Annotated in this window: 16 protein-coding genes; 8 read left to right on the top strand and 8 right to left on the bottom strand. The window is 71.5% G+C overall.

Going from position 1 to position 20,295, the window contains the following annotated elements; genetic code table 11:
• Nucleotides 1–252 precede the first annotated feature (252 nt).
• Together ACFWV8_RS24960 and ACFWV8_RS24965 are read left to right on the top strand one after the other, a co-directional pair.
• Nucleotides 253–1,860 carry a CAP domain-containing protein gene (locus tag ACFWV8_RS24960; RefSeq protein WP_384207278.1) on the top strand — a complete coding sequence of 536 codons (1,608 nt, stop codon included), beginning with the start codon at nucleotides 253–255 and terminating at the stop codon, nucleotides 1,858–1,860.
• Nucleotides 1,861–2,083: 223 nt separating this feature from the next.
• Entirely contained in the window at nucleotides 2,084–3,166 is a 1,083-nt protein-coding gene (locus tag ACFWV8_RS24965) for a hypothetical protein (protein WP_384207281.1), read from the top strand.
• Nucleotides 3,167–3,197: 31 nt separating this feature from the next.
• Here ACFWV8_RS24965 and ACFWV8_RS24970 read toward each other — a convergent pair whose 3' ends face one another.
• The 5 genes from ACFWV8_RS24970 to ACFWV8_RS24990 all read right to left on the bottom strand — a co-directional run bounded on the left by ACFWV8_RS24970 (nucleotide 3,198) and on the right by ACFWV8_RS24990 (nucleotide 7,984).
• Nucleotides 3,198–4,766, bottom strand: coding sequence for a cytochrome P450 (locus ACFWV8_RS24970; protein WP_384207285.1), 1,569 nt, complete (start codon nucleotides 4,764–4,766; stop codon nucleotides 3,198–3,200).
• Between the two features lie 84 nt (nucleotides 4,767–4,850).
• A complete protein-coding gene (locus ACFWV8_RS24975) occupies nucleotides 4,851–5,462 on the bottom strand; it encodes an ATP/GTP-binding protein (protein ID WP_384207288.1) in 612 nt (203 codons plus the stop codon).
• Nucleotides 5,443–5,814: a DUF742 domain-containing protein gene (locus ACFWV8_RS24980; protein ID WP_189109718.1), complete on the bottom strand. Its 372-nt coding sequence runs from the start codon at nucleotides 5,812–5,814 to the stop codon at nucleotides 5,443–5,445. The genes ACFWV8_RS24975 and ACFWV8_RS24980 overlap by 20 nt, the downstream gene beginning before the upstream one ends.
• On the bottom strand, nucleotides 5,811–6,218 hold the full coding sequence (locus ACFWV8_RS24985; protein WP_329379120.1) for a roadblock/LC7 domain-containing protein: 408 nt from the start codon (nucleotides 6,216–6,218) through the stop codon (nucleotides 5,811–5,813). Before ACFWV8_RS24985 ends, ACFWV8_RS24980 begins: the two co-directional genes overlap by 4 nt.
• Entirely contained in the window at nucleotides 6,215–7,984 is a 1,770-nt protein-coding gene (locus ACFWV8_RS24990) for a sensor histidine kinase (protein ID WP_384207297.1), read from the bottom strand. The genes ACFWV8_RS24985 and ACFWV8_RS24990 overlap by 4 nt, the downstream gene beginning before the upstream one ends.
• A gap of 285 nt (nucleotides 7,985–8,269) precedes the next feature.
• Between ACFWV8_RS24990 and ACFWV8_RS24995 the strand changes: the two genes are divergently transcribed.
• The 3 genes from ACFWV8_RS24995 (at nucleotide 8,270) to ACFWV8_RS25005 (ending at nucleotide 10,998) form a co-directional block, all read left to right on the top strand.
• A complete protein-coding gene (locus tag ACFWV8_RS24995; protein WP_384207300.1) occupies nucleotides 8,270–9,193 on the top strand; it encodes a hypothetical protein in 924 nt (307 codons plus the stop codon).
• A 126-nt stretch (nucleotides 9,194–9,319) separates the two neighbouring features.
• Complete coding sequence (locus tag ACFWV8_RS25000) at nucleotides 9,320–10,669, top strand: D-alanyl-D-alanine carboxypeptidase family protein (RefSeq protein WP_384207302.1); 1,350 nt, start codon at nucleotides 9,320–9,322, stop codon at nucleotides 10,667–10,669.
• A gap of 122 nt (nucleotides 10,670–10,791) precedes the next feature.
• Nucleotides 10,792–10,998, top strand: a complete 207-nt coding sequence (locus tag ACFWV8_RS25005) for a hypothetical protein (RefSeq protein ID WP_329379129.1) — start codon at nucleotides 10,792–10,794, stop codon at nucleotides 10,996–10,998.
• On the opposite strand, the gene ACFWV8_RS25010 is transcribed toward ACFWV8_RS25005, so the two are convergent.
• The 3 genes from ACFWV8_RS25010 to ACFWV8_RS25020 all read right to left on the bottom strand — a co-directional run bounded on the left by ACFWV8_RS25010 (nucleotide 10,983) and on the right by ACFWV8_RS25020 (nucleotide 15,644).
• Nucleotides 10,983–13,649, bottom strand: a complete 2,667-nt coding sequence (locus tag ACFWV8_RS25010) for an ATP-binding protein (RefSeq protein WP_384207306.1) — start codon at nucleotides 13,647–13,649, stop codon at nucleotides 10,983–10,985. The genes ACFWV8_RS25005 and ACFWV8_RS25010 overlap by 16 nt on opposite strands.
• 166 nt (nucleotides 13,650–13,815) lie before the next feature.
• Nucleotides 13,816–14,340: a DUF3592 domain-containing protein gene (locus tag ACFWV8_RS25015; protein WP_384207308.1), complete on the bottom strand. Its 525-nt coding sequence runs from the start codon at nucleotides 14,338–14,340 to the stop codon at nucleotides 13,816–13,818.
• Nucleotides 14,337–15,644 (bottom strand): hypothetical protein, encoded by a 1,308-nt coding sequence (locus ACFWV8_RS25020; protein WP_384207311.1) that lies wholly within the window; start codon nucleotides 15,642–15,644, stop codon nucleotides 14,337–14,339. Before ACFWV8_RS25020 ends, ACFWV8_RS25015 begins: the two co-directional genes overlap by 4 nt.
• Nucleotides 15,645–16,794: 1,150 nt before the next feature.
• Here ACFWV8_RS25020 and ACFWV8_RS25025 point away from each other — a divergent pair.
• The 3 genes from ACFWV8_RS25025 to ACFWV8_RS25035 all read left to right on the top strand — a co-directional run bounded on the left by ACFWV8_RS25025 (nucleotide 16,795) and on the right by ACFWV8_RS25035 (nucleotide 20,294).
• Nucleotides 16,795–17,022, top strand: coding sequence for a type A2 lantipeptide (locus tag ACFWV8_RS25025; RefSeq protein WP_329379137.1), 228 nt, complete (start codon nucleotides 16,795–16,797; stop codon nucleotides 17,020–17,022).
• 144 nt (nucleotides 17,023–17,166) lie between these two features.
• Nucleotides 17,167–17,973, top strand: a complete 807-nt coding sequence (locus ACFWV8_RS25030; RefSeq protein ID WP_384207314.1) for a hypothetical protein — start codon at nucleotides 17,167–17,169, stop codon at nucleotides 17,971–17,973.
• Complete coding sequence (locus tag ACFWV8_RS25035) at nucleotides 17,970–20,294, top strand: NHLP family bacteriocin export ABC transporter peptidase/permease/ATPase subunit (RefSeq protein ID WP_384207317.1); 2,325 nt, start codon at nucleotides 17,970–17,972, stop codon at nucleotides 20,292–20,294. The genes ACFWV8_RS25030 and ACFWV8_RS25035 overlap by 4 nt, the downstream gene beginning before the upstream one ends.
• Nucleotide 20,295: the final 1 nt, after the last annotated feature.

Raw genomic sequence — 20,295 nt, forward strand, 5'->3', positions numbered from 1 at the left:
CGGACGCGATCAATGCTGGTCGATCCCGGCACCAATCTCCCGTCGGCAGGACCATTCAGTCCATCGAGGATTTCTTAAGCGGGCCGACAGACAAGCTTCACGCGACCCGGAAGCCGGGCGGTGGACCGAACCGGAAACCAGGTAAGAAATCGACCACTTGTACGTACCCAAGTACGGCAACCGCGAGATGGCACGCCGCCACTCCCCTTACGATCGGTGGCCACCGCGAGTCATGAGTGGGAGTGAGACAGCGTGAGCAGTCCGTTCAAGGCCTCAGAGGTCAAGGCGGCGCGGGCCGGGGACCGGGCGGCCAGGGACCGGCTCGGCCAGGAGTCGCTGCCGCTCGTCCACCAGCTCGTCGGCCACGCCCTGCACGGGCACCCCGAGGTGGGGGCCGTGGCGCGGGAGACCGTGCGCCATGCCATCGACGGCCTCGACGGGCTGCGCCGCCCGGCCGACTTCCGCCCGTATCTGGTGACGACCACGGTCGCCCGGATCCGGGAGCACGCGGACTATCTGTACGACCCGGCCCTCCACCGCCCCGACTTCGACTTCGTGGATCTGATGATCAGCCGTCTGGGTCTGACCGGTCAGCACCGGGAGGTCGCCGAGGCCACACGGTGGGTCGACCGGGAGCACCACACGCTGGTGGCGCTCTGGTGGCTGGAGTGCGCCGGTGAACTCACCCGGTCCGAGGTCGCCGCCGCCCTCACCGCCGACACCCAGCAGGTGGCGGCCCGGGTCGAGCGGATGGAGCACGAGCTGGAGACCGCCCGCGTGGTGGTCCGCGCGCTGTCGGCCGAGCCGCCGTGCGTGCTGCTGGAGCAACTGACCGGCGGCTGGGGCGGCATACCGTCCCCGCTCTGGCGTGAGCGAATAGCCGGGCACATCTACGAGTGCACCGTCTGCTCCGGGTACGCGGCAGGTCTGGTGCCCGCCGACATACTCGTGGCCGACCTCCCGCCGGTGCCGGTCGACTCCCGTCCGGGCCCGTCCGGGTCCCCGTCGTCCGCGCACGGCCACGTCGGCGCAGGCCACGGCAGCGTCTCCGCCGGCGACGACGGCGGAGCCCGGGGCCGTACGCGGGCCAGGGACGCCCACCGCCGCGACCGGCGGGCGAAACGGCGCCGCGTCGTCACCGTGACCGCCGCCGTCGCCGCGCTGGTCGCCGCCGCGGGCGCGGCCCAGTTCGTCTCGGGCGAGCGGAACAACGACGAGTCGCGCGCCTCCACCGCCGTCGAGCCGGAGACACTGGAGCCCAAGTCGGCGGTGAGCCCGACGAAGTCGGCCTCACCCTCGCCCTCCCCCTCGCGCACCAGCGCGAGCCCGTCGCCCTCGCCGACCCGCTCGCCCTCCAAGAAGGCGGCGAAGCCGAGCAAGCCCGCGCCGGACCCGCGCCCCACCACCGCCGAACCGGCCCCGAAGCCCGATCCGAAGCCCACGACGAACGAACCCGAGCCGGGCGGCGGCGGTGGCGGCGGCTTCGCCGCGCAGGTCACCACGCTCGTCAACTCCGAGCGCTCCAAGGCCGGTTGTGGTCCGGTGACCGCCAACTCCCAGTTGGAGACGGCCGCGCTGCGCCACTCCCAGGACATGGCGGCCAAGGACTACTTCGACCACACCAGCCCGGACGGCAGGGACCCGGGCGACCGCATCACGGCGGCGGGCTACCGGTGGACCACCTACGGCGAGAACATCGCGAGGGGCCAGCAGACGCCCGCCTCGGTGATGGAAGGCTGGATGAACAGTCCCGGCCACCGGGCCAACATCCTCAACTGCGCCTTCAAGGAGATCGGTGTCGGCGTCCACGACGCGTCCGGCGGACCGTGGTGGACCCAGGCGTTCGGCGCGCGCGGCTGAGGTCGCGGCACACCGGGAGCCCGGCGGATCGGTTACAGCGTGTGATCCCGGACGCGTCACATACGGTCATTTCCGGCCAGGCATAGGTCAGCCGCACAGTTATTGACGAACCGTCATGGGCATATACGCTCCACTCGAACAGTCCCCGCCCCACAACGCCCCGCCCCGCGCTCGCAGTTCACTGAACCAGCCCTGCGCTCACACATCTCACAGGAGGCCGGTCATGACGTGCGTCGAGGAACAGGCCCTGGCCCGGCAGCTGCCTGCCGTGCCGTTCTACTGCCCGGTGGAACCGGCCGCACATCCCGGCGCCGACGTCCTCAACGACCTCACGGTTGAGTGGATGCTGCGCCAGAATCTCGATACCGACGAGCAGCAGCGCAAGCGCCTCTCCGTCTGCGACTTCGGCGGGCTCACCGCATCGACGATGCCGTACGGGAAGCTCGAACCGCTCACCCTGATGGCCAAGTTGCACGCCGTGCTCTTCTCCCTCGACGACGGCGTCTGCGACGAGACCGACGCCACCGCCGATCTGATGGCCCAGGAGTCCTCCCGCATCATGCGCGCGGTCGAGGCCCCGGCCACCGGCTCCCGCGCGGACTCACCGCACACCGCCGCGCTGCGCGCCCTGCGGACGGAGCTGGAGCGGTACGCGTCCCCGCCGCAACTGCGCCGCTGGACCGATGCCATGCGGGTGTACACCTCGGGTCTGGTATGGGAGGCGTCCTGGCGCAGAAACGCCGATCTGCCGTCGCTCAACGACTACATCACCCTGTGGATGCGGGCCATAGGCATGGCACCGTCCACGGCGATGATCGAGATCGTGGGCGGATTCACCTTGAGGGACGAGGAGTTGGCGGACCCGCGTGTCCAGGCGCTCACCGAGATCGTCTGGACGCTGGTCAGCTGGGACAACGACCTCTACTCCCGGAACAAGGAACTGCTGCGCGCGGGCGACGACCTCAATCTGATCGACGTGCTCTGCCAGGAACTCGGCTGCGAGCCGCGTGAGGCGCTGATTCACGCCGTGGCCATGCGGGACCGGGTGATGGTGCTGCACGCCCGGCTGAGCGAGCAGGTCCTTCTCGACGCGAGCAACGAACTGCGCGGCTACGTCGAGGGGTTGGGGCAGTTCGTCCGGGGCCATCTGGACTGGGCGTCGGTCTGCCCCCGCTACTCGGTGCCGTCGGGACCTGACGCGGAGCCGGGCGGCTGGTGGAAGCGGTACCCCTCCGACTCGGGCACCGAGCCGCTGCCGTTCCCCACCATCTCGTGGTGGTGGGAGCAGCTGGACACCGCGCGCTGAGCGTCCGGCCCGCCCCCACCCGGCACCACTGTCAGTACCCCCGCCACCACCGCGCCACTGCCCGCAACGCGCGGGCCGGCGCGCCGGGGCGGCGCTGTGCCGGAATCCCCGCGGCCGGCGCCGGCGCCCCGGGCGTCGGTGGTACGGCGGGCGATACGGGCGCCGGCGACGCGGCCGGCGGTACGGCGGGCCCGCCCGGCGCGGCCTGCGCGGTCCCCGGGCGGGGCGACTCCACCCGCCACTCGCCGCGCGGCGCGCGCTCGGGCGTCGCCGACGGCGGCCCGACGACGTCCTGCGGCGGACGCGCCACGAAGGTCACCGGCAGCTCCTGGAGATGCCGCGACATGAGCGTCGACGACCAGCGCAAGTCCTCCTCGGGCACGGCCAGTTGGATGTCGGGCAGGCGCAGCAGCAGCGCGTCGATGCCGGTGTCGGCGATCGCGCGCCCGATGTCCTGGCCGGGGCACTCGTGCGGGCCCCCGCTGAAGGCGAGATGGGCGCGGTTGCCCTGCATGGACGCGTTGACGTCGGGCCGTACCGTCGGGTCGACGTTGGCCGCGGCGATCCCGACGACCAGCGCGTCGCCCGCCTTGATCCGCTGCCCGCCGAGTTCGGTGTCGCCGACGGCCCAGCGGCCGAAGATGGTGGTGAACGGCGGCTCGTCCCAGAGGGTCTGCTCGACCGCCTCGGGCAGCGTCATATGGCCGCCGCTGAGCTGGGCCCGGAAGCGCGGATCGGTGAGGACCATCCGGAGCACGTTGGCGATGAGGTTGGCCGTGGTCTCGTACGCGGCGATGAGCACCAGCCGCAGATGCTGGGCGACCTCCGTGTCGGTGAGTCCGGCCGGGTGCTCGACGAGCCAGCTCGCGAAGTCCTCCTCGGGCGCCGCGCGTCGGCGGGCCACCAGCCGGTCCAGGACGCCCATGATGTACGCGTTGCTCTCGACGGCCGTCTCCGTGCCCTTGATCATGTCGCGGGCGGACTCGACCAGCCGTTCGTTGTACTCCTCGGGCATACCGAGGATCTGCGCCATCACCATCATCGGCAGATGCTCGGCGAAGCGGCTGACGAGATCGGCCTTGCCCGCCTGGCAGAACTCGTTGACGAGCCGGTTGCTGTAGCGGTTGATGAAGCGCCGTACGCCCCGGTGGTCGATCCGGCCGATCGAGTCGGTGACGGCGCCGCGCAGCCGCTCGTGGTCGGCGCCGTCCGCGAAGACGCAGATGGGCTGCCAGCTGAAGATGGGCGCGAGGGGGTGGTCGGGGGCCACGCTGCCGTCGTTGACGGCGCGCCAGCGGCGCGAGTCCCGCGAGAACTGCGAGGGGGTACGCGTCATGTGCAGGTTCTCGCTGTGGCCGAGAACCAGCCAGGCGGGTACGTCGCCGTGCAGCAGGACCGGCGCCACCGAACCGTGCTCGGCGCGCAGCTTCTCGTACAGGCCCGCGGCGTCGTTCTCGGCCTCGGGGCCGTAAAGCCGCCGCAGCCCGGTGGGCGCCAGGTCACCGGCGAGGGCGTCGCCGACGAGCCCGTGGGCCGGGCAGCCCGGCGGCGGGCCGACGGGTCCGTCCGTTCCCGGCCGGTGCGAAGAGGGCGTTGTCACGGTCGCTCCAGAGATGGGAGGAGTCCAGGGATGGGCAAGTGGGGGGGTGAGCCCGGAGATGGGCAGGGTGGGGAGAAGAGGGGGTCAGGCCGGCAGCGCCAGCGAGTGCAGATAGCGCATGAGGGTCATCAGGACGTCGCGGCTCGACTCCTTCAGCCGCGCGTCGCAGTTGACCATCGGCACCTCTTCGGGCAGATCGAGCGCCGCACGCAGCGCCTCGACGGGGTGGCTCGGCGCGTCGGGGAAGGTGTTGACGGCGACGACGAACGGCACGCCGCGCTCCTCCAGACGTCCGATGACGTCGAAGCTGACTTCGAGACGCCTGGTGTCGACGAGGACGACGGCGCCGAGGGCGCCCTCGAAGAGGCCGTTCCAGAGGAACCAGAACCGTTCCTGGCCGGGGGTGCCGAAGAGATAGAGCACCAGTTCCTCACTGATGCTGATCCGGCCGAAGTCCATGGCGACGGTGGTGGCGGTCTTGGTCTCCACCCCGGAGTTGTCGTCCACGCCGACTCCGGCCTGGGTCATGGTCTCTTCGGTGGTGAGCGGGCGGATCTCGCTCACCGACCCGACCATCGTTGTCTTGCCGACCCCGAATCCGCCCACGATCACGACCTTTACCGCGGATGTGGCCGTGGTGGGAAGTACGTCCTCGCTCCTGGGGCCCGTGATCGTGTCAGAGCTTCTGGAGTCCATGCATCACCGCTTCGAGAAGGGACCTGTCGGGGAGTGAGGCACGGGCGACGGGCGCGCGGGACTCGACCAGATCCAGTGTGAGGAGGTCGGTCAGCAGGGCCGTCACCACGCTGAACGGCAGGCTGAGGTAGGCCGAGAGCTCGGCCACGGACAGCGGCGCGCCGCACAGCCGCAGGATCGCGGCCTGTTCGGGCGGCACCGTCGGGGAGGGGGCCTCGCGCGCCACGATCATGGTGACGAGGTCGAGCGAGGCCCGCTTGGCGCCGTCCGGGCCGCCGGTGATCACGTACAGCCGTTCCGGGTCTCCTACATCGGCCCCCGGTAACCTGCGTTCTCGTCGGGGAGGAGTCATCCGGCCTGCCCGTCGTGTCGCGGCGGGCTCGTCAGGTGGGCGCCGATCCGCACGACCATGTCTCTCATCCGGGCGCCGACGAGTCCGGCGTCCACCGTCTCGTCGGCGAGTACGGCGAGATAGGCGCCGGTGCCCGCTTCCATCAAGTAGAAGAATCCGCCGGTCACTTCGATGACGACGAGCCTCATCCGGCCGTCACTCTGCGGGATTTCGGCGGCGACGGCGGCGGCGAGACTCTGAAGTCCCGCGCAGGCGGCGGCGAGCCGGTCGGCGACGTCGGGGTCACCGCCGTGCCTGGCGATCCGCAGACCGTCGGCGGAGAGGACCACGATCTGCTGGACCTGCGGAACGCCGTCCGCCAGCTCCTTGAGCATCCAGTCCAGGTTTGCGCGCTGCTGGATCACTTCAGGTCCCCTTTGCCCCACACATCGTCTGATTCGCCACGCTCGCCGGGCCGGTCCGGCGGCGCTTCCCCTGTGTCTGTCGCGGCGCCCGTGCCCGTACCGCTCGTGCCGGTGCCCGCGCCCATGTCTGTCCCGGTGGAACCGGTCGGCGGTGCCTGCGCTTCGCCGTTGACCGCCTTGGTGAAGGCTTCGAGCCAGACGCCGGGTCCGGGTTTCCGGGCTTCCGCGGTGCCGTTCGCGCTGCCGTTGGCGGTGCCCGCCGTACCGGCGGGCGTGCCGTTCGCGCTGCCCGGCGCCGGTGTCCGCGCGATGTTGTGCGAGCCCAGCGGGGCCCTGCCCCGGCTGCGGCGCTGCGGGAGGCCGTTGGCCGTCCACTCGGTGACGACGGGTACGTCGTCCTCCAGGCCCGCCTTGACGGGCGCCGGGCGTACCGGGCCGGTGGCCGGGCGGGGCGCGGGAACGGCGGCCGGTGCGGGCGCCGGGTCGGCCGGGCCGTCCACGGCCGGTGCGGTCCGATCCGGTGCGGCGCTCGCGGCGGCCTTGCGCGACGGGCGCATCTCGGGCAGTTCGGTGCCGCCGACGCCCAGCGCGGTCGCGCCGATGCCGTGGGCGATGCCGGGCGCGGGGCCGGTGGTGACCACGTCGCGCGGTACGACGAGGACGGCGCGGACGCCGCCGTACGCGGACTGCCGCAGCGAGACCTGGAGGTTGTACATCTGGCAGAGGCGGCCGACGACCGCCATGCCGAGGCGCGGGCTCTCGCCGAGGTCGTTGAGGTCGATACCGGCCTGCGCCTGCGCGAGCATCCGCTCGGCCCGGGTGCGTGCCTCCTCGCTGAGGCTGACGCCGCCGTCCTCGATCTCGATGGCGATGCCGGTCTGCACCTCGACGGCGGTCACATGGACGCGCGTCTGCGGGGGCGAGTAGCGGGTGGCGTTGTCGAGGAGTTCGGCGCACGCGTGGATCAGCGGTTCGACGGCCGTACCGACGATGGCGACCTTGGCGATCGAGTGCAGATCGACGCGCTGGTACTCCAGGATCCGGGACATGGCACCGCGCAGCACGCTGAACAGCGGTACGGGCCTGGGCCATTGGCGTCCGGGACGGGCCTTGCCGAGTACGGCGACACTGTCGGCGAGCCGGCCGATGAGGGCGGTGCCGTGGTCGATGCGCAGCAGGTCGTCGAAGACGTCGGGGTTCCGGCCGTGGTGCTCCTCCATCTCGCGCAGCTCACTGGCCTGTTGGTGCACGAGGGACTGGACACGGCGGGCGATGTTGACGAAGGAGCGCTGCGCGGATTCGCGCATGGCCTCCTCGTCGTCGACGATGTCGAGGATCGCGCGGAGCAACACGCGCTGGGATTGGGGGAGTTCGCGGTACCGCTCGTCACCGTCCACGATGACGTTCATGACTTCCTGGGGTGAGTTCCCCCGGCGGAGCTGGTAGATCGCGAGCGGCATCAGTTCCTTGCCGAGGCGCACGCTCTGGCTGTCGTGCTCGGCGATCCGCCGCTCCAGGGACGCGACATGCTCCGCGTACCGCGTGTGCAGGGTGCGCGTCGCCTCTCCGCGCCGGCGGATCTCCACCGCGCCCCAGCTGACGAGAACGGTGGCGACGGCCCCGTAGGCCGCGACGGGTAAGCGGGCGGCGTCCGCGACGAAGTACACGACGACGGCTGTCACTGACGCCATCAGGGCCGCGGTGAGCAGAAGCGGGCGAACCGCGGATGATGCTGGATCTTTCATGGGTGCTTCAACACGAACCATCTAAGCCCTCTGGCGGTCGATTCAGGGGTCGGGTATTCGAAACTATTGCGGCACATGGGAACAAACGCCTGATTTCATCTCAACTCGGCGCGCTCCGCGAGAGCTTAGTGCCACCCAAACACCGGAACGGCATATTCACCAACCGCGTGCGCGGGCACCCCCGACGGGCATAGAATCTCGGATTCCCCACGGAGCGCCTCGAAACCTGCGCGTATAGTGACGACATTGGTCCGGGTGTCCGTTTCGTTCAGCACCCGTGGTGGCCCGACCGCGCAGACTCGCCCCATGCACTTCACCCACGCCCCCGACCTCACGGGCGCCACCGCTTTCATGACCACCCACGCGCGGCTGCTGGACAGGCGCCGCTTCGAGCTTCTGCGCGGGACCGGCACTCCCGCGGCCGTCGTCACCGCGCTGGACGCCTACCGCAACGGCGACGGCGGCTACGGCTATGCGCTGGAGCCCGACCTCCGGTCAGCCCTCAGCCAGCCGGTCGGCGCGCTGTTCGCCTTCGAGGTGTTCGAGGAGTGCGGCCCGGCCGTCTTCTCCCGGACGACCCAGCTGTGCGATTGGCTTGATTCGATCAGCCTTCCCGACGGCGGCCTGCCGTTCGCCCTGCCGATGACCGGCGCGGACGCGGCCGGCTCGGCCCCGTTCTGGGCCGGGGCCGATCCGGACGTCTCCTCGCTCCACATGACGTCGGAACTCGCCGCCGCCGCGCACCGCGTGGGCCTCCACGACCCCGCCGTACGTGACCATCCCTGGCTCGCGCGGGCCACCGGCTTCTGCCAGGAGCGGATCGCCGGCCTCGACCGCCCGCCACCCGCCGTCGAGTTCCGCTTTGTCCTGGACCTCCTCGACACCCTCCATCCCGGCCGGCCATGGGCCCCGGCCGAGCTGGAGAGACTCGCCGGCTTCCTGCCGAGGGACGGCAGCCCCCTGCCGGTCGAGGGCGGCGGCGAAGGCGAAACGTTGCGGCTGCTCGACTTCTCACCCCGCCCCGGCCGCCCGCTGCGGGCGCTCCTCGACCCGGCGGTGGTCGCCGACGAGCTCGACCAGCTCGCCGCCGACCAGCGCGAGGACGGCGGCTGGGGCGTCGACTGGACGGCCCACTCCCCCGCCGCCGCCCTGGAATGGCGGGGGTACGCCACGGTCCGCGCCCTCACGATCCTGCGCGCCCACGGCGTCCCGCTGGCACACGAACGCTGAGAACGCACGAGGTGACAGCTTCCCCCTACGGGGCAGGGACGGGCGAGGCGCGGCGGCCGGACGGGCATACCTCCGGTCGGCTCACGCAGCCGTGCGGACCACGTGGTCCGTTTCTACGGTGGCTGAATGATCATCAGATCGATCCTGCGCCCCGCGTTCGCCGGCACGGTGGCTCTGACCACCGGACTGACCGGACTGCTGACTCTCCTCCCGGCGTCGGCGTCGCCCCCGACGGCGTCCGCCGCCACCCCGGCGGGCTCACGGGCCGACCCCGGCGACGGGGTCTCGCGGCCGGCGGACCCCTCGCTGCTGTACCGGCCCGGCACCCATGTGCGCGCGGCCTCCGGGGCGCCCGCGCCGCCCAAGGGTGTCTCCGCCCTCTCCTGGGTGGTCGCCGACGCGGCGTCGGGCGCCGTGCTGGCGGCCCACAACGCGCACCGCGCGCTGCCGCCCGCCAGCACGCTGAAGACGCTGTTCGCCGTCACGGCGCTGCCCCGGATTCCCGCGGATGCCCGGCACAGCGTCACCCGGACCGACCTGGCGGGGCTCGGCGATGGCAGCAGCCTGGTGGGCGTCGCCCCCGGCCGGACGTACGACGTGGCCGATCTGTGGCGTGGCGTCTTCCTCAGTTCGGGCAACGACGCGGTGCGGGTCCTGGCCGGGATGAACGGCGGCTGGGACTCGACGGTCACCCAAATGCAGGCCAAGGCACGGGCGTTGGGCGCGAACGACACCCACGTGGTCTCGCCGGACGGCTACGACGCACCGGGCCAGGTCTCCTCCGCGTACGACCTGGCGGTTTTCGGCCGCGCCGGGCTGAAGCTGCCGGCCTTCGCCGAGTACGCCTCGACCGTCGACGCGCAGTTCCCCGGCAACGGCTCTTCGACCTTCGGCATCCGGAACACGAACAAACTGCTGACGGGCAGCGGTGGAGTGGCGCGCTACCCCGGGCTGATCGGCGTCAAGAACGGCTACACCACGCACGCGGGGAACACGCTCGTCGCCGCGGCCCGGCGCGGGGACCGTACGCTGCTGGCCGTCGTGATGAATCCGCAGTCCGGGGCAGCGCGGGCGGTGTACGAGGAGGCCAGGACCCTGCTGGACTGGGGCTTCGCGGCGGCGCCCGCCGTCACCCCCGTCGGGTCGCTGGTGCCGCCCCGGCCGCCGAGCCCGCCGCGTCAGGCGGCCGAGGAGGCGAAGCGGGGCCCGGTGGCACGCGCCAGGCGGGCCGGGCCGGAGGCGGAAGCGCGCGCGGGGGCGGGCGCGAGCGCGGAATCGGCTGAAAGTACTCGCCCGGCGGAGGCGGGCCGGCTCGCCGCGGCCACGCGGGCCGAGCCGTCGGCCCGGGAGTCCGCACCGTCCGGGTACGTCTGGCCCCTCGTGTTCATCGGCGCCGCGTGTCTCGCCGCCCTGACGCTGTTCGTCGTACGGCGCGCCGCGCGACGACACCGGGATCCGGTGGGCCCGCTGCTGTAGGGGGCGTCGCCCGCGCACACCGGGCGCGGCACGGTCCGGATGCGGCACGGTCCGGATGCGGCACGGTCCGGATGCGGCACGGTCCGGATGCGGTCGGTGGCGAGAGCACGCACAGTGGATGGATGGAACGACCTGTGGTGGCCTTCGTCGTTGTCCATCCCCCGTGCGGCGGTGGCCGGCGGGTCTGGGTGGGCGGCCACGACGCCGGCCGCGCACGGCGGCCCGCCGACGTGGCCGAGCTGCTGCGCAGGGCCGGGATCGACCCCGCCCGGATGACCGACGCCGGCACGGTCGAATGGCGCGGTGGCGGTCCTCAGTCCTGGCGCTGACCGGCGCCGCCGCCGGCCGTACGCAGTCCTTCCAGTGCCAGGCCGGCCCGTTCCGCCAGGCCGTCGGCGCCGCACCACTCGGCGAGTACGCGGCCCCGTCCCAGGTCGGGTGCGGATTTCGCGGCGATGCCGTACTCGACGCGCGCGACCGCCAGCTCGTACTTGCACGGTGACGCTTCGAGATGCGTCACCGCCTCGCCGAGCAGGTCGACCGCCGCCGGTCCTTCGGTCACTGCCGCGGAGCAGCAGAGGGCCACTCCTATCGCGGTGTGTGTACCGAAACGCTCGGCCCGGTCACGGGAGTACGCGGCGAGTTCGGCCGCGCGGTCCGGGTTCACGTCGGCGAGTGCCCGCGCGAGGTCGATCGCCCAGGTGGCCATCACGCCGTTGTGGCGGCCCCGGGCCGTCAACGCCCTCCCTGTGCTTTCGAGTTCGGTGATCGCCTCCTCCGTGCGGCCGAGGGCCAGCAGCAGCCGGCCTCGTACGGACCGTGCGTCGGGGATGGCGATGGACGAGGCGTACGGCGGTCCGAAGGAGTAGCGCTCGGCCGCTTCACGTGCCTCGTCGACATGGCCCCGGGCGAGCAGGGTGTCGACGAGCATGCAGATGGCGTTCCAGTGCATCGGCAGGCGGTCGCCGACGCGGTCAGCGAGGCGCAGGCTCTCGCGCAGATACGTCTCGGCGTCGGCGAGGCGCCCACGTCTTCGGTGGGCGTAGCCGACGAGCGTATGGGCGAAGGCGAGATGGCCGCCGCTCCAGCCGGAGATCTCGAAGGCGCGCATCCCCTCGTCGAACAGGGTCTCCGCGCGGTCGAGCCGGTCGGCGAAGGCGAGGGAGAGCGCGAGCAGGGCGGGTGGTTCGAAGCCCCAGGCCATGCCGGTCCAGCCGGTGCCGGGGGCGAGCCGGCCGTTGACCAGCGCGCGTTCGGCGATCTGGACGATCTCCTCGGCGCTCTCGCCGCGTGCGGTGGCGTCGAAGGCGCGCAGCATGAGCAGGACGCGTTCGGTGTTGTCGCGTCCGGAGAGCGCGGCGGCGGTCTCGGCGAGACGGCGGGCACGTGCGGGGCCGTCGTCCTCGCTCTCCTGGACGCCCTCCCAGAGGAAGTGCGCGGCCCTGAGGCGCATCTGGGCGGGGCCGGACGGGGTGCGGGCGGCCTCGGCGGCGACGACCTGGGCCGCTTCCCGGGTCTGGTCGTTGTGTGTGAGGGCCTGGGAGAGCCGGAAGACGGCGTCGACGCGCTTGGTGTCGTCGAGGAGTTCGGTGTCGATCGCGTCGCGGAGGTGCGTGACGGTGGTGGCCGGTGACGCCAGGAGGGTCGCGCGGCCCAGCTCGTACAGGACTTCGGCCCGTACCCGGGGCAACGGCGGTTCGACGAGGGCGCGTTCGAGGCAGCGGCGGGCGGCGTCGGGGGCGCCGACCGCGAGATGTTCGGCGGCGGCCTCGCGCAACTGCCCCACCAGTTCCGCGTCGTTGTCGGGGTGGACTTCGAGGAGGTGCCGGTCGGCGAGGGCCGCGCCCAGGCCCTTGCGGGTGACGAGCCAGGCGGCGCGGCCGTGGAAGGCGGTGCGGACGGCCGAGGGGATGGCCCGGTAGACGCCCGTGGCGATGAGGGGGTGGACGAACTCCAACTGGTCGTTGCCGACGAGGATTCGGGCGAGCCGGAGCCGTTCGGCGCAGTCGGCGGCCTCCGCCGGCCCCATCCCGGCGAGGGACACGACGAGTTCGAGGGAGATGTCGGTGCCGAGAATCGCCGCTGCCCAGGCGAAGCGGGTCGTGGTGGGGCCGAGCCCCTCCAGCCTGGCGATGAGGCCGGTGCCGCGGGTCGCGGCGCCGAGCGCGCTGAGGGCGTCGGCGGATCTGCCGACGGGGTCGAGGGCCTCGTCCCGTGCCTTGGCGAGCAGTTCGACGGTTTCGTAGGCGTTGCCGCCGGTGACTTCCCACACCTCGCGGCAGAACTGGTCGTCCGCGTGCTCGCCGAGGGTGGCGCGGGCGAGCTTGGCGGTGGCCTCGGAGGTCAGCGCCTTCAGGGTGACGAGCAGTCTGGCGCTCTCGCCGAGTGCCCGCAGGAGGTGTGCGCATTCGCCGATCGCGTCCTCGCTGCGGTACGCGACGACGACCAGGATCGGCGGGCCGCCCGTACGCCGGGCGAAGGACGCCAGCCAGGCGAGGGATTCCAGGTCGGACCAGTGCGCGTCGTCGACGACCAGGACGAGCGGGGGCACTGTCTCGGCGAGCCTGCGGAAGAGGGTCTCCAGACCGTCCCTGACACCCTGCGGATCGGCGGGCCGAGCACCGGGCGGCGCGATTCCGAGGGCGGGGCCGACGATGTCGTACCCGGCACCGAGCAGGTCGCGTAAGCTGTCCGGCCCACGCTCGGTGAGGGCGGGCTGCAGCAACTGCCGTACGACATGGAACGGTACGGTGGTCACGGTCTCGCCACCACGCGCCGACCACACCGTGCAGCGCCCGGCCGCCATCCGCCGGACCTCGGCGAGCAGCGCGGTCTTGCCGAGTCCCGCGGCGCCCCGGTAGACGAGCAGTCCGCCTGACGGTGTGTCTCCGAAGAGCCCCTCGACGGCGTGCGCGGCAGCGGCGATCTCCGGCTCGCGTTCGAGAAGCGGGAGGCCTGCCGACTCCTCCGGCAGGGGCATCTTCACCCTCCTCAGGTGAACGGGTGTGCAGGTCAGGTGAAGACCCTAGCCCGCCGGTCCCGCCGGTGGGCAGGGTTGGGCGCGGATCCGGACGATTTGGTTCGGTGTCGAACTTTTCCGGCTCCGCGTCCGTGTTCTTCAGGACTGTTCGAGCGGCGGCTCCTCCTCACCGCCCTGGAGGGCTCGGTGGCGGCAGGTCCGTCTCAGGGCGTGCACGGCGCGCCCGACGAAGGTCACGGAGACCTGCCCAGCCGAATCCGAGGACCACCAGCGGCATGAGGATCATGAGTGCGAGCCCGACCAGGGCGAGCATCCCGTACCCCACCCTGTTGCCTGTCACGGAGTGGGTGCTCGCCGTCTCGGGACGCTCCGGCAGGTAGTGGACCCGGATCGCGTCACCGACGTCCGCGTCACCGCCCTCCCAGAACTGGTAGGAGGTCCCTTCGGGAGTGGTGAAGCGGACCTCGATCCTCTTGCTGCGGCTCCCCTGAGGCTCGGTCACCTCGTCCTTCGCCAGGACGACCCCGTCGACCGACGTGCCACGCGCGGCGACCGCGGAGACCTCGTTCAGCCCGTCGAGTCCGCCACGGACGAACCCGTACCCGAGAACGGTGAGCAACGCCGCCAGACCCGTCACGGCCACCCCGGCCACGGCCTTCCCGGCGACGCGCGGCCACCGCCGCGCGCTCACCGTCTCCCACCGATGTCGCGGGTCCTCCCGCCGCCGCGGAGGGAGGAGAGGACCAGACGGCCGTAGCGGGTGGTGAGCGCCGCGGCGGTCGCGGCGACCGACAACCCCAGGGCGACGAGGAGATGGGACACCGATTCGTCGCCGAGCACCTGAAGCACCCCGAGCGCGGTCCCGAGCGGCAGCCCGAGAACGGTGAGCACCCCCAGGGCCCCGCTGATCTGCTGACTCTCCAGGGTCTGCACGAGCCGGTTGTAGTCGGCGGCCTCCGCGAGGATCCCGGCGAACCGCTCGGGGAGACGGTGCTGATGCTGGAAGGCGAGCAGCAGGCCGTTGGCGGGGCCGTGCGCGGTGAGGTGCTGGCGCCAGTAAGTACTGCGGAAGCGGGCGATGTTCTTCTCCAGCGCGGTCACCCGCCGGGTGAGCCGCTCGGAGTCGAAGACCTCGGACAGCTCCTCGGTGAGCTCGTCGATGTGATCGCGCTGAAGCGACCCGAGAAGCAGCGCGTCGAGATAGACGGTCCGGGCGTGCAGGGCGGCGAAGTCGTAGAAGTCACCGTCCCCGGTATCGCCCCGATGCCCGAGGAACGCGGCCCCGTGCCGCAGCACAAGCGCACTCCAGTCGGCGGATATCCGCACGGTGGAGGCATCGTGGTGCGGGGCGCTCTCGGGGGCGAGCGGAAGGTCGCCCGGGTTCGAGCGGGAGGCGAGCTGCCAGAGCCAGCGGTCCGCCGTCGGCGGCAGCAGCGCTTCGGGGTCCGGGCGCAGCGCCGGTGTGTGGTGGGCCTCGGGGGTCATGAACGCCACGGTGTACGGGCGGGCGATGGCGAAGGTGCCTGTCCCGTCGCGTATGTCGGCGATCCCGTCGAGGAGCACCGCGGGGTCCAGGGGGCCGGTGAGCGGTTCGGGTCCGGCGGTGGGGCGGTGGCCGATGGCCCGCAGGACCGGGAGCAGTGGCCCGTCGAGGGCGAAGTGCAGTACGGCGAGGGCGTGTTGGGAGTTGCGTGCGGTGGCGGTGCGCAGGATCTCCATTCCCACGAGGTGCAGTCCGTCGTGGGTGACGGAGAAGGGCCGGTGCCAGCGGCAGGGGCGGTCCGGTGTCCCGTAGAGGACACGGGCGGCGGCCGGGGCGAAGTAGCGGGAGCGGGTGGCGGTGTCGGTGCGGCGGCTGCCGAGTTCGAACGGGTACGGGCCCGGGGCCCAGCCCGAGTCGGCGGCGGGCGTGCGGCGCAGCCGGACCGGGACGAGGACGGTGAGCGTCCGGCGCGCGCCGGTGAGGGTTTCGAGGGCGAGATCGGGGGCGGTCATCGCCGCCCCCTCTCGTGGCACCGCTCCACAATCCTCCTCGTGTCCCTGGGCCCGATCGGCTCATCGGCAGGCTATCGCGGGGCAGTTGGCACGCCGGAGCCGATGGGTGGGGATGATTCTCGCTCAGGCCGGCGAAGAGCGGTGACAGCAATTCGCCCTTGCCGACCTTTTCGCAGAAGCGGTGGAAAGGACGCTCGAAGGAATGGCTGCCGCCCGCGGGATGTAGTGGCCGGGCTCCTCGACGCGGCCGGAGAGCTCATAGTCGTGGCAGACGGACGACCGGGTCAGGGGTCTGGCGGCGCGGGGGGTGGGGCGCTTCGAATTCGGTCGCGCCGTTCTCGGGAATTCGGTGGCGAATGTAATCGAGAATCATGTGCCCCGCCTCCGGCAGCGTCGATCGAGGTCACCGCGGAGGTGATCGGCGGCAAATGGACGCCGGCGCTCCAGGCAATGTGGGACTGGGGTCAGGAGCGGGCCGCGGCCGACCAGTTGACGATCCGGCACCCGCAGGCCGACATAAGCGGCGATCCCGAGCACCGAGCGCACCGTGCGACAAACGGTACCGATGGCGTCGAACCGTGTGGTGACCGGCCGGAAGGCGGCCATTTCCCCCGCGTCCGGCGCAACGCCGTTATGCCCTTATGTTGCCCTCTCCTGGAAGCCGCGCCGTTTCCCCGGAAATACCGTGACCAAGCAATCCACGCGGCCGGCGGCGCATTTCCCGGCACCCCCTCCTTCGTATGCCTCCTTCGACGAATCTGCACACCGAATACGCAGGCGGACACAGTCGGCCGCCTGGTCTGTACTTATGGCGGTCTACACGTACGGCCTTGGGGCGGGAATGTCCACTTCAGGATGTGAAATCGCGTGAAGAAGCTGCCACCAAGCCGTGGACGACCAGGCACTTCGAGGTGCCCCAACGCCACGACAGGGCCTGATCGTTGGGCGTTCGAGTGGCTACCCGACCAGCCCCCGTGCTTTGATCCTTCGCACTGCGGGAGTCACCCCGGCGCCATTCGGCGGATTTCCGAATCCTGATACTCGGAAATCCGAAGGAGTCGCTCCGACGACCGTTGCGACGGCCGGTGCGCCAGTACGGCGAGGCCGGTCGTGGCCAATGCGAATAGCCATTCGAAGGGAATCTCATATCATGAACCGCTCTCCCCAGGTTGAGACCCAGGAAATCTCCGACAGCGACCTCGACAACGTGTCGGGTGGTCTCGTCGGCGGCCTCGTAGGCACCGTCACGGGCACCGTGGACTCCATCGTCCCGGTCTCCAGCACGGTCGGCGGCGTCGTCGGCACCGTCGAGGGTGCCACCGGCATCAGCACCGCCGGTGTGACGGGCCTCGCCACGGGCCTGGTCTCCAGCCTCTGAGTTGAGACCCCAGTACCGCCGCGTCGGCCGTGTGTCCCGGTTCCCGGGCACACACGGCCGACGCGGCGGTCGTCGTGAACCACGGTGTCGGGACACCGAGCGAGAACACTGAGCGAGAACACTGAGCAACGAGGGAATAGCGCCGTGCAGTTCCGCCAACAGGCCCTCTCCAAACTGCAGTCGCCCGAGGAGATCGACCTGCCGGTGCGCTTCGCCCGGCCCCAGGGCTGTCTTCTCCTGGGCGTCACGGTCGTCGTGATGATCGCCGCGGCCGTCTGGGCGGTGACCGGCAGCGTCTCGTCCACCCTCGGCGCCCCCGGCATCCTCACCCACGCGCAGGGCAGTTACGTCCTCCAGAGCCCCGTCGCCGGCCAGGTCACGGACGTGCTCGCCGACGAGGGCCAGCGGGTGTCCGCCGACGCCCCTCTCGTCAAGGTCCGTACCGCCGATGGCAGCACCGTCGTCCGCACCATCGGCGCCGGCCGGCTGACGACCCTGGTCGCGGCCGTCGGCTCCGTGATCACCACCGGCGCCGACGTCGCGGCGGTGGAGCGGGTCGCGAAGGAGGACGATCCGCTGAGCGTGATGCTGTACGCCCCCGCCGAGAGCGGAGGGACCGTACCCGTGGGCGCGTCCGTGGACGTGACCGTCCAGTCGGTGCCCAAGCAGCGGTACGGCGTACTGCGCGGCCGGGTCGAGGCCGTCGGCCGCGTCGCCGAGACCAGCAGGCGCATCACGGGGTTCCTCGGCAGTACGCAGTTGGGCGAGCAGTTCTCGCGCGAGGGCCCACCCGTCGCCGTGCTGGTGCGACTTGACGAGTCGTCAGCCACCAAGTCCGGTTACACCTGGTCGTCGCCGGACGGGCCGCCGTACGCCGTCGAGTCCATGACCCTGGCCACCGGCTCCATCCGGCTGGCCGAACAGCACCCGATCGATTGGCTGCTCCCGTGAGCCCGCGGCGCCACCAGCTTCCCCCCGCCCCGCGGAAGCACCAGCAACTGCCGCCCGCCGGACGCCGCAAGCACCGGCCCGACGAGACGCAGGGCACCGCCGCCGTCTCCACCGGCGGCCGGCGCCGGGCGGCCAAGCGTGGCCGCCCCGCCCCTGAGAGCCCCAGGCCCAAGGCCGTCCGCACCCCCACCGTCCTCCAGATGGAGGCCCTGGAGTGCGGCGCGGCCTCCCTCGCCATGGTGCTCGCCCACTACGGCCGCCATGTCCCCCTGGAGGAGCTGCGCATCGCGTGCGGTGTCTCGCGCGACGGCTCGCGCGCCTCCAACGTCCTCAAAGCGGCCCGCAGTTACGGCCTCCAGGCCAAGGGCATGCAGATGGAGGCGGAAGCCCTCGCCGAGGTGCGGGCGCCCGCGATCCTGTTCTGGGAGTTCAACCACTACGTCGTGTACGACGGGATGCGCCGGGGTCCTGGCCGCCGGGGCGTGCACATCAACGACCCCGACAAGGGCCGCCGGTTCGTCCCGGCGGAGGACTTCGACACCAGTTTCACCGGCGTGGTCCTTGTCTTCGAGCCCGCCGACGCCTTCCGCAAGGGCGGCCGCAAGCCCGGAATCATGAGCGCCATGCCCGCGCGGATGCGTGGTACGGCCGCCACCCTGCTGGCCGCGCTGCTCGCCAGTCTGCTGCTGGTGGCGGTAGGCGCGGCGGTGCCCGCACTGAGCCGTACGTACATCGACACGTTCCTGATAGGCGGTCAGACCTCGCTCCTGGGACCGCTGTTCGCATCCATGGCCACGATGGTGGTGCTCACCGCCGTCCTCACCGGGCTGCAACAGGCGAACCTGCTGCGCGGGCGCGTCATCTCCTCCACGCTGAGCGGCGCCCGCTTCCTGCGGCATCTGCTGAAGCTCCCGGTCACGTTCTTCGCGCAGCGCAGCCCGGCCGATCTCGTACAGCGGCTCCAGTCCAACGACGCGGTGGCCGAGACACTGGCACGGGACCTGGCCGCTGCGGGTGTGGACGGGGTCGTGGTGATCCTGTACGCCGCACTGCTGTGGTCGTACGACCCCCAACTGACCCTGTTCGGCGTACTGATGGCGCTGCTCAACGTGGTCGCGATGCGGATCGTGATCCGGCTGCGCTCCACCGGTACGCGCAAACTGCGGGCGGACAGCGCGCGGCTCACCAACACCTCGTACACCGGCCTTCAGCTGATCGAGACGATGAAGGCGACCGGCGGCGAGAACGGCTACTTCCGGCGCTGGGCCGGACAGCACGCGACGACGCTGGAGGAGCAGCAGAAGCTGGGCGTGCCCAGCGCGGCGCTGACGGTGGTCGCTCCCACGCTCGCCACGCTCAACAGCGCGCTGATCCTGCTGGTCGGCGGAACGAGGGCGGTGGAGGGTGCCATCTCGATCGGGCTGCTCGTCGCGTTCCAGGCGCTGGTGGTGCGCTTCACCGCGCCGATCACCCGGCTGAACGGGGTGGCGGGCCGGATCCAGGACTTCGCCGCGGACGTGGCCCGGCTCAAGGATGTGGAGAGCTTCCCCGTCGACCCGCTGTACTCGCGGCAGCAGCCGGACGCCAGTACGCGACGGCTGCTGGGCCATGTGGAGCTGGAGAGCGTGGTGTTCGGCTACAGCCCGCTGGACGCGCCGCTGCTCGACGGCTTCTCGCTGACGGTGGGTCCGGGGCAGCAGGTCGCGCTGGTCGGCGGCTCCGGGAGCGGCAAGTCCACAGTCTCCAGGCTGATTTCGGGTCTCTACAGTCCGTGGGAAGGGACGATCCGTATCGACGGGCAGCGGCTGGAGGACATTTCCCGCAGCGCGCTCGCCGCCTCGGTGTCCTTCGTCGACCAGGATGTCTTCCTCTTCGAGGGCACGGTCCGGGACAACGTGGCGCTGTGGGACCCGTCGATACCGGACGAGGCGGTCGTCACCGCCCTTCGGGACGCCGCGCTGTTCGACGACGTGATCGCGCGCCGCCCGGAGGGCATCCACAGCAGGGTCGAGCAGGACGGGCGCAACTTCTCCGGCGGTCAGCGGCAGCGGCTGGAGATCGCCCGCGCGCTGGTCAGGCGGCCGAGCATTCTGGTGCTCGACGAGGTGACGAGCGCGCTGGACGCGGAGACCGAACGCCTGATCATCGACAATCTGCGACGGCGCGGCTGCGCCTGCGTGGTGATCGCGCACCGGCTGAGCACGGTGCGCGACAGCGACGAGATCGTGGTCCTGGACCATGGCGCGGTCGTGGAACGCGGCAGGCACGAGGACCTGGTCGCCGCCGACGGGCCGTACGCGCGACTGGTCAGGGAGCACTGAC

Source organism: Streptomyces sp. NPDC058665 (assembly GCF_042714995.1).
Taxonomy (GTDB): Bacteria; Actinomycetota; Actinomycetes; order Streptomycetales; family Streptomycetaceae; genus Streptomyces.